Below are 7,468 nucleotides of genomic sequence, written 5' to 3' on the forward strand. Positions count from 1 at the left end.
AATTTCAATTCCCGTTTTCTTATGCATATGCATATTATGGAGCTGCGCGATGAATTTCTCTGGATGTTTTCCATAATTCTCATCGATCAACTTGGCGATCCCAACATTAGATGAAAGTTCGAATGCTTGCTGAACAGATATCGTTCCATGACCACCTCTCTTCGAATCATGAACGGTGTAATCATAAAACTTGGTTTTACCGCCTTCTGTATCTACGCTATCATTTGGATCTACATATCCATCTTCCAATAAGGCAATAACCGAAGCTAATTTAAAAGTAGAACCAGGCTCATCTCTTTCACCAATTGCATAGTTGTATTTTTCATAATACTTGCCTGTTTCGCCCTTCGAAAGATTGGCAATCGCCTTAATCTCGCCAGTCTCAACTTCCATTACAACTACACAACCATGGTCGGCATTTTGTTTTTCTAACTGACGAAGCAATGCCTCGTAAGCCAGATCTTGAATATTTATATCTATTGTAGTATAAACATCATATCCATCTTGTGGTTGAATTTCGTTCTCATCATTGATTGGTTTCCAAACGCCACCGGCAATTTTCTGCATCAACCTACTACCAGAAACTCCTTTTAGTTCTTCATTATATGCACCTTCCAATCCAACACTAACCACTTTCTCCCGGTCGTATCCTATCGTACGATGTGCTAACATTTTGAATGGCTTCTCCCGTTTATTTCTTTGTATATATATAAAGCCACCTTTATACTTTCCTCTCCTAAATAGAGGGAATGTTTTCAGTTCTTTCAATTCATTGAATCGAACATTTCTCTTTATAAGGTGATAACGAGCTCCCTTTTCTCTAGCGGTTACAAGTTCTTTCTTATAATCTAATGCAGATTTCCATGTATACATTCCAGACAATTTAAAGCATAATGAATCGATATTTTTATCAAACACTTCATCCGTAAGTGCATCAGAGTTTAAATCCATCCGCACTTCATATATAGGAAGAGAAGTTGCTAGCAATGATCCGTTACGATCGTAGATGTTACCTCGAACTGCTTTTATATCAACTATTTTTCGACTAAAGTTTTGTCCCTTAGCGCGTAAAGTGTCTCCTTCAACGAATTGAATAGAGATAATTTTTCCGATAATAACGAGACAAAAAAGACATGTAAGGAGGTAAACCAGGTATATGCGCCAGAGTACGTCTTTCTTATTCGTTGCCATCGATAACAATTTTTTTAGGGGGTGTTACAGACTCCTGCAGATTCAACGCCTCAACAGACCGAGCAACTTCGGACTGTTTGCTTTTAACCATTAGGTCAGATTTCAATGTGATGTATTCAGAGTTCAATTCTCTAAGCTCGCCTTCAAGGCTATCGATAGCTCTCACAGACTTTTCGGCGTAGTAGCCATTTCCAATATAACAGATAACTAAAAACGTGAGGAAAATTAAATAAGGAAGTGTTTGAACAACCTTATCCTTACCAAGGAAATTGCCATTGATGATATCCAATATGGTTTTTACAACCACATTTTGTTTTTCCTTTTGCTCCTTTTTCACTTTAGACATTACCCTAAATTTTTTCTGCTATTCTCAGTTTCGCGCTTCTTGCACGAGAATTAATTTCCATCTCCTCTTCCGTTGGCACTATAGCCTTTCTACTAATCATTTTAAAATCAGAAAGTACATTACCGAATTGATCTTTCTCTATTTCTCCTTTCAGATTACCCGATCTAATAAAATTCTTTACCAACCGGTCTTCTAATGAGTGGTAAGACATAATCACTAATCGACCGTCTTTCTTTAATACCTTTTTGCTCTGTGTAAGCAGATCTTTAAGTGCCGCAATTTCATCGTTCACCTCAATCCGCAATGCCTGGAATACCCTTGCGAGGAATTTATTCTCTTTCCCTTTTTGCAAAAACGATCGAATCGAATCTTTCAAATCGGTAACTGTCTTGATTTCCTTTTTATCTCTGTAATTCACGATGCCCTGTGCTACCTGTCTTGAATTTCTAATTTCGCCGTAGTTAAATAATACATCTGCAAGCTCATCTTTCGTGTAAGTCGCAAGTACATCCAGAGCCGTTAGCTCTGCCAAATCATTCATTCGCATATCTAAATCGGCATCGAATCGAATTGAAAATCCTCTTTCTGGTGTATCGAATTGATGTGAAGAAACGCCTAGGTCGGCAAGGATACCATCTACGCTTTCAACTTCCAGTTGGCGTAAATTAGTTTTGAGATGCCTGAAATTTTGTCTGATTAGTAAGAATCTTTCGTCGTCGATTGTATTGTTGGCTGCGTCTCCATCCTGGTCAAAAGCGTATAAGCGGCCGTCGGTCATCTGTTTCAATATCTCCTTTGAATGACCGCCTCCTCCGAATGTAACGTCGACATAAATTCCATTTTTTTTAATATTTAATCCTTCTATACATTGTGCCAGCATAACTGAATTATGGTATTCCATCAATCTTGGTCTTCTTCAATATCCCCCATCACCTCTTCGGCCAAATCCGCAAAATCAATTTCTTCGTTATTCATCATCTCATCATGGGTTGCTTTATCCCAGATCTCAATCTTGTTTATGAAAGATTTCAAAACGACCTCTTTCATCATATCACCATATGCCATCAATCGCTTTGGAAGAAGTAATCTTCCATTACCATCAATATTTAACTGTGTAGCGCCATTATTGAACCTTCTTACAAATTCTCTGTTTTTCTTCTTGTACAGATTAAGCTTGTTCAGTTTTTTCGTTTCGGCTTCCCATATATTCAATGGCCATAAAACAAGGCACTTTTCAAACCCTCTGTTTACAACAAAGAGCTCTTGTGCCGAAGGATCTAATTGCTTCTTTAACCCAGACGGGAACAAGAAGCGACCCTTTGCATCTATTTTACAATCAAATTCTCCTATAAAGTTTGCCATGCCTAATTAATCGCGTGCGTAAATATAACCATATTCCTCCCACATTTTACCACTTTCTCCCACGATTGTTAATAACATTACTCGTTATCAACATGTTTTGAACAATCCTGGCGCTTTTATCCCATTCTTAACTCCACCATTTTTAGAATTTCAGTTCGAAACCCCAGAAAACTTATTTCGTTTATTACATTGATTTACTGTCTATTAGATATGTCCATTTTCTGGCGTATTTATTCTACTTTTACACCTTTAAGTATAACATGGAATACACAATTCATTCTGAAGACAAGTTCGAGTACATTGAAGAAGGTGAAGGCCATGTAATCCTTATTCTACATGGACTTTTTGGAGCTCTCAGCAATTTTGCTGACGTGATAGAAGACTTTAAAGGAAAGTACAAGGTTATTGTACCCCTTCTCCCAATTTACACTTCTCCACTTTTATCCACCAACGTTGGGAGCCTTTCTAAATATGTTCGTGAATTTGTAAAATTTAAAGGTTTAAATGACTTTACATTACTAGGGAATTCGCTAGGCGGACACATTGCGTTAGTCTACACTTCTAAATATGGAGACGAAATCAAATCTCTTGTTTTGACTGGTAGTTCCGGCCTATATGAAGACGCTATGGGTGGCACCTTTCCTAAGCGAGAAAGCTATGAATTCGTTAAAAATAAGGTTGAAATTACATTCTACGATCCTAAGCATGGCACGAAGGAATTAGTTGACGAATGCTATGAAATTGTAAATAATCGATCTAAAGTAATACGTGTAATTTCTTTAGCGAAATCTGCTATTCGTCATAACATGGCTAAAGATCTTCCAAAATTCACTGTACCAACTTGCCTTATTTGGGGTAAAAATGACATTATAACTCCGCCAAACGTGGCAGAAGAGTTCCATTCATTACTTCCTAATTCAGATTTATTTTGGATCGACAAATGTGGTCATGCACCAATGATGGAGCATCCTGAAGAGTTTAACGGCCTGATGATGACTTGGCTTGAAGATAAATTTCCTGATTTAGCAAACGATGGAAATTAAATCAGCGTCTTTCGTAACAAGCAACGCAGAAGCTTCTAAATGTCCTGAAACAGAAATGTTTGAGTATGCGTTTATCGGCCGATCAAATGTGGGTAAATCATCGTTAATAAATGCACTTACCAACCGAAACAAGCTAGCTAAAATCTCTGGAACACCCGGTAAAACACTGCTAATCAACCATTTCCTAATTAATAAAGAATGGCACCTTGTGGATCTACCTGGATATGGTTATGCTAAAAGATCTAAGGATGATAGAGCGGGGTTAGAAAAGCTTATTCAATCTTACGTTCTTACAAGAAAGAACTTAGTTTCTATGTTTGTATTACTTGATGCAAGACATACTCCGCAACAAATTGATTTGGAATTCATGGAGTGGTTAGGGAAGAAACATATCCCTTTTGTGATGGTATTTACAAAAATAGATAAGCTTAAAGCATCCCAGAAAAAATCCAATATTGAGAACTACAAAAAAGAAATGCTAAAAACTTGGGGCGAATTACCCATAAGTATTTCTACCTCATCGGTAACAAAAACAGGTTGTAGTGAGCTTTTGAATTACATCGAGAAAACGAATCAAGATCTCGCTAAGTAATTACTAAGACTCTTTCTGAACTATATTCATCTTATCTGCAAAGTGAAAGCAGAAGTCTTGCATATCGCCAACAATCTTATCCTCACCAGTAGCTCTCTGAAAGCTTTCCGACATCGACAATAATGTTTGGTGAAAGAACTGCTTCATCTCGTCTACAGTCATGTCTTTTGTCCAAAGATCTATGCCCATCGTATTTTGCTGATCTTTATCCCAAACAGAAACTAAAATTGCCTTGCACTCGCTCTTTTGGTTTTCATCCGTTGCTTCCCACTCAATTTTTTCAGGGATTTTATTTTCATCTGTTTTAACTGAAAATATTATATCCATATTAGAATCCGACATACTTTATATTTTGGGTTTATACCTTGAATCAGAGAGTATTTTCTGACTATCACTTTGTTCCATTAACTCCTTCATCGACATTTCTGAATTTCGATCCATGTACTTTCTTATAATCTGTAATCCCACCCAAGCGCAAATACGTCCAGGGGAATCTTTTGTCATATCCATCGTAAATGGTGCCTCACCCAAATACCTTCTAGACACATCATAATCAGAAGTATACAACACCTCGTTCTCAATAAGTGTAGCCCAAATCCTCGACTCATTATTTTCACACCATTCTAACTGAACAGGTGTATAACCGAATTTAATAGAGTCGTGCTCATTAACAACTAAACCATCTAACAAATAGGCTATTTTACCTTCATGAATAATTTTCTCCAGAAGATTTTTCTCTAATTCATCGATCGGATATTCTGTTTTTAACCAACTAGACATCACATCCACCTCGATAAATTTCTTGCGCATTTTCCGAATCATATATGCTGGGTAGCCCAAACGAGAATAATAGCTTTTTGCAGTATCCAAATATCGATCTAGACCAATACCAATAGAATTCTCGGTTCTTATTATAGAGTAATTAAATCCTGAAACGAACGTATATATATCCGGAATCTCGCTTTCCTTAAAATGAAACTTATATCTCTTAAAATCGTCTACGATCCGAGATTCAATTTCAGTAAAATCCGCATATTCGGCTTCCACATCCATATTAAGTTCTGTTATATATGGATCCGTCACAAAAGAGTTCAAATCTTTTATATGATCATCATCCGAGATACGTCCCACCCGTATAGCTTGTTCACAAAAAAATTGATAGAAATCGCCATACTCGTTTTTCAGGAAATCAGTTTTCTCCTCAAGAGTTGCGTACTCCTTTCGAAACAAATCAACTTCAAATCGTTTAACTTCTATATCAAGTTGAATGTCAGAAATATCAACCCTAAATTTATCTGATTCACAAGATGTCAGTACTAGACAAAAAAATATTATTTTTGTGACTGTTAGTGAATAATTTGTTAGCAGATTAGTCATTATAGCTCTATCCATTTTATAAAAACAAATTTATGAAAAAGTTATCTCTGATAGTTTTATTATTTACGTTATCAAGTGCCGGATTTGCCGGAGATCTTAGAATTGGTCTCAAAGCTGACCCTACCTTTAGTTGGATAAAACCAGAAAACAACGAGCCTTTAAAAAGGACTGGTATTAGAACAGGGTTTACCTATGGTGTTGTAACCGAAATCGCTTTCAGTGATAACTATTCAATTCTCACAGGTATCGACTTTGCTAATTTGGGAGGAAAATTATCTTATAACGATAGTATTTTTGCTAAAACTGAAGACGATTCACTTTCATACGTTTTAACGAACAGAACATATCGTTTAAAATATGTTGTTCTCCCATTGTCTATAAAAATGATGACAAAAGAAATCGGGTATTTTAAATATTATGGGCAATTCGGATTAGAATTAGGTGTTAGAGTTTCTGCTAGAGCTGATGATATAAACGAAGGCTTAGGAGTGTACGAATTTGATGGCGTCCAGCATAAAGACGACCAATATATTGAGAAGGAAATCGCCTTGTTCCGTGCAGGACTTGTAGTAGGTTTTGGTGCTGAATATAATATTAGTGGTAATACGGCATTTCTAATGGGTATCAAGTTCAACAACGGTTTTTCAAATCAATTTCCTAAAAAGATTGACAAGCAACCTAATCTTATAGATGGGTTAGCTCCTGTTGCGTACTCCAAAGCAATTACTGTTACTTTAGGAATTATGTTCTAATTCGGTATTACCTAAATAACGCCGAACCAGTACTTTTACATGAAGATAGCATTAGCTCAACTCAACTACACAATAGGTGACATTGAGGGAAATTGTGCTAAAATCATTAAATCTATTCACCGAGCGAAATCCCAACAAGCTGATTTGGTTATTTTTGCTGAATTGGCTATCTGTGGTTATCCGGCCCGAGATCTGTTAGAATTCGATTCTTTTATCCAAGACTGTGAAGATGTAATAAACAGTATAGCCAAAGAGTGTATTGGCATTTCGGCCATTGTAGGTGGACCATCCAGAAATGCAAATCCAGGTAAACAGCTATTTAACTCTGCCTACTTTTTATCCGATGGAAAAATCAGCTTTGCCCAACACAAATCGCTTATACCCAATTACGACATCTTTGATGAGTACCGCTATTTTGAGCCTAACGACAATCCATCTACATTTCGCTTTAATGGTAAAACGATTGCACTAACTATCTGTGAAGATGTCTGGTATGAAGACAACAACCCTCTTTATTTAAATTGTCCATTAGAAAAGATGAAGAACGATAAAGCCGATTTAATTATTCACATCGCGGCTTCTCCATTCTCATTTGAATACACCGAAAAAAGAAAATCAATTTTAAGCAGTAAAGCTGTGTTATACAACACACCTATTATTTCTGTAAATCAAGTGGGTGGACAAACAGATATTCTTTTCGACGGAGCATCATCGGTTTTTACAAGCAACGGATCTCAGGTACTTGAATTAGCAAAATTTGAAGAAGACATATCGTTTATTGATTTAGAAAATTTGCCCGAAAAAG

General features: G+C 36.5%; 10 protein-coding genes. 4 read left to right on the forward strand and 6 right to left on the reverse strand.

What is annotated here, in order from left to right:
- The 4 genes from HRT72_02465 to mraZ form a co-directional block, all read right to left on the reverse strand.
- Positions 1–1,191: hypothetical protein (locus HRT72_02465; GenBank protein NQY66574.1), on the reverse strand; the 1,191-nt coding region annotated here is incomplete at its 3' end.
- Positions 1,178–1,537 carry a hypothetical protein gene (locus HRT72_02470; GenBank protein NQY66575.1) on the reverse strand — a complete coding sequence of 120 codons (360 nt, stop codon included), beginning with the start codon at positions 1,535–1,537 and terminating at the stop codon, positions 1,178–1,180. The genes HRT72_02470 and HRT72_02465, both read right to left, overlap by 14 nt.
- A gap of 4 nt (positions 1,538–1,541) precedes the next feature.
- Complete coding sequence (gene rsmH / locus HRT72_02475; protein NQY66576.1) at positions 1,542–2,438, reverse strand: 16S rRNA (cytosine(1402)-N(4))-methyltransferase RsmH; 897 nt, start codon at positions 2,436–2,438, stop codon at positions 1,542–1,544.
- On the reverse strand, positions 2,438–2,899 hold the full coding sequence (mraZ, locus tag HRT72_02480) for a division/cell wall cluster transcriptional repressor MraZ (GenBank protein ID NQY66577.1): 462 nt from the start codon (positions 2,897–2,899) through the stop codon (positions 2,438–2,440). The genes rsmH and mraZ overlap by 1 nt, the downstream gene beginning before the upstream one ends.
- 260 nt (positions 2,900–3,159) lie before the next feature.
- On the opposite strand from mraZ, the gene HRT72_02485 reads away from it, so the two are divergent.
- Positions 3,160–3,942 (forward strand): alpha/beta hydrolase, encoded by a 783-nt coding sequence (locus HRT72_02485; protein NQY66578.1) that lies wholly within the window; start codon positions 3,160–3,162, stop codon positions 3,940–3,942.
- Positions 3,932–4,534 (forward strand): YihA family ribosome biogenesis GTP-binding protein, encoded by a 603-nt coding sequence (locus HRT72_02490; protein NQY66579.1) that lies wholly within the window; start codon positions 3,932–3,934, stop codon positions 4,532–4,534. The genes HRT72_02485 and HRT72_02490 overlap by 11 nt, the downstream gene beginning before the upstream one ends.
- A 3-nt stretch (positions 4,535–4,537) precedes the next feature.
- On the opposite strand, the gene gldC is transcribed toward HRT72_02490, so the two are convergent.
- Entirely contained in the window at positions 4,538–4,876 is a 339-nt protein-coding gene (gene gldC, locus HRT72_02495) for a gliding motility protein GldC (GenBank protein NQY66580.1), read from the reverse strand.
- 3 nt (positions 4,877–4,879) lie between these two features.
- Entirely contained in the window at positions 4,880–5,926 is a 1,047-nt protein-coding gene (locus HRT72_02500; GenBank protein ID NQY66581.1) for a hypothetical protein, read from the reverse strand.
- Between the two features lie 17 nt (positions 5,927–5,943).
- Between HRT72_02500 and HRT72_02505 the strand changes: the two genes are divergently transcribed.
- Together HRT72_02505 and HRT72_02510 are read left to right on the forward strand one after the other, a co-directional pair.
- The gene (locus tag HRT72_02505; GenBank protein ID NQY66582.1) at positions 5,944–6,663 is read left to right on the forward strand and encodes a PorT family protein; all 720 of its coding nucleotides are present in this window, start codon (positions 5,944–5,946) and stop codon (positions 6,661–6,663) included.
- 39 nt (positions 6,664–6,702) lie between these two features.
- The coding region (locus HRT72_02510; protein ID NQY66583.1) for an NAD+ synthase at positions 6,703–7,468 on the forward strand (766 nt) is incomplete at its 3' end.

The sequence above is a fragment of the Flavobacteriales bacterium genome (assembly GCA_013214975.1).
Taxonomy (GTDB): domain Bacteria; phylum Bacteroidota; class Bacteroidia; order DT-38; family DT-38; genus DT-38.

Coding starts and splice junctions, on each gene's coding strand:
- HRT72_02470 (NQY66575.1), bottom strand. CDS start 1,537: ATGTCTAAAGTGAAAAAGGAGCAAAAGGAAAAACAAAATGTGGTTGTA.
- rsmH (NQY66576.1), bottom strand. CDS start 2,438: ATGGAATACCATAATTCAGTTATGCTGGCACAATGTATAGAAGGATTA.
- mraZ (NQY66577.1), bottom strand. CDS start 2,899: ATGGCAAACTTTATAGGAGAATTTGATTGTAAAATAGATGCAAAGGGT.
- HRT72_02485 (NQY66578.1), top strand. CDS start 3,160: ATGGAATACACAATTCATTCTGAAGACAAGTTCGAGTACATTGAAGAA.
- HRT72_02490 (NQY66579.1), top strand. CDS start 3,932: ATGGAAATTAAATCAGCGTCTTTCGTAACAAGCAACGCAGAAGCTTCT.
- gldC (NQY66580.1), bottom strand. CDS start 4,876: ATGTCGGATTCTAATATGGATATAATATTTTCAGTTAAAACAGATGAA.
- HRT72_02500 (NQY66581.1), bottom strand. CDS start 5,926: ATGGATAGAGCTATAATGACTAATCTGCTAACAAATTATTCACTAACA.
- HRT72_02505 (NQY66582.1), top strand. CDS start 5,944: ATGAAAAAGTTATCTCTGATAGTTTTATTATTTACGTTATCAAGTGCC.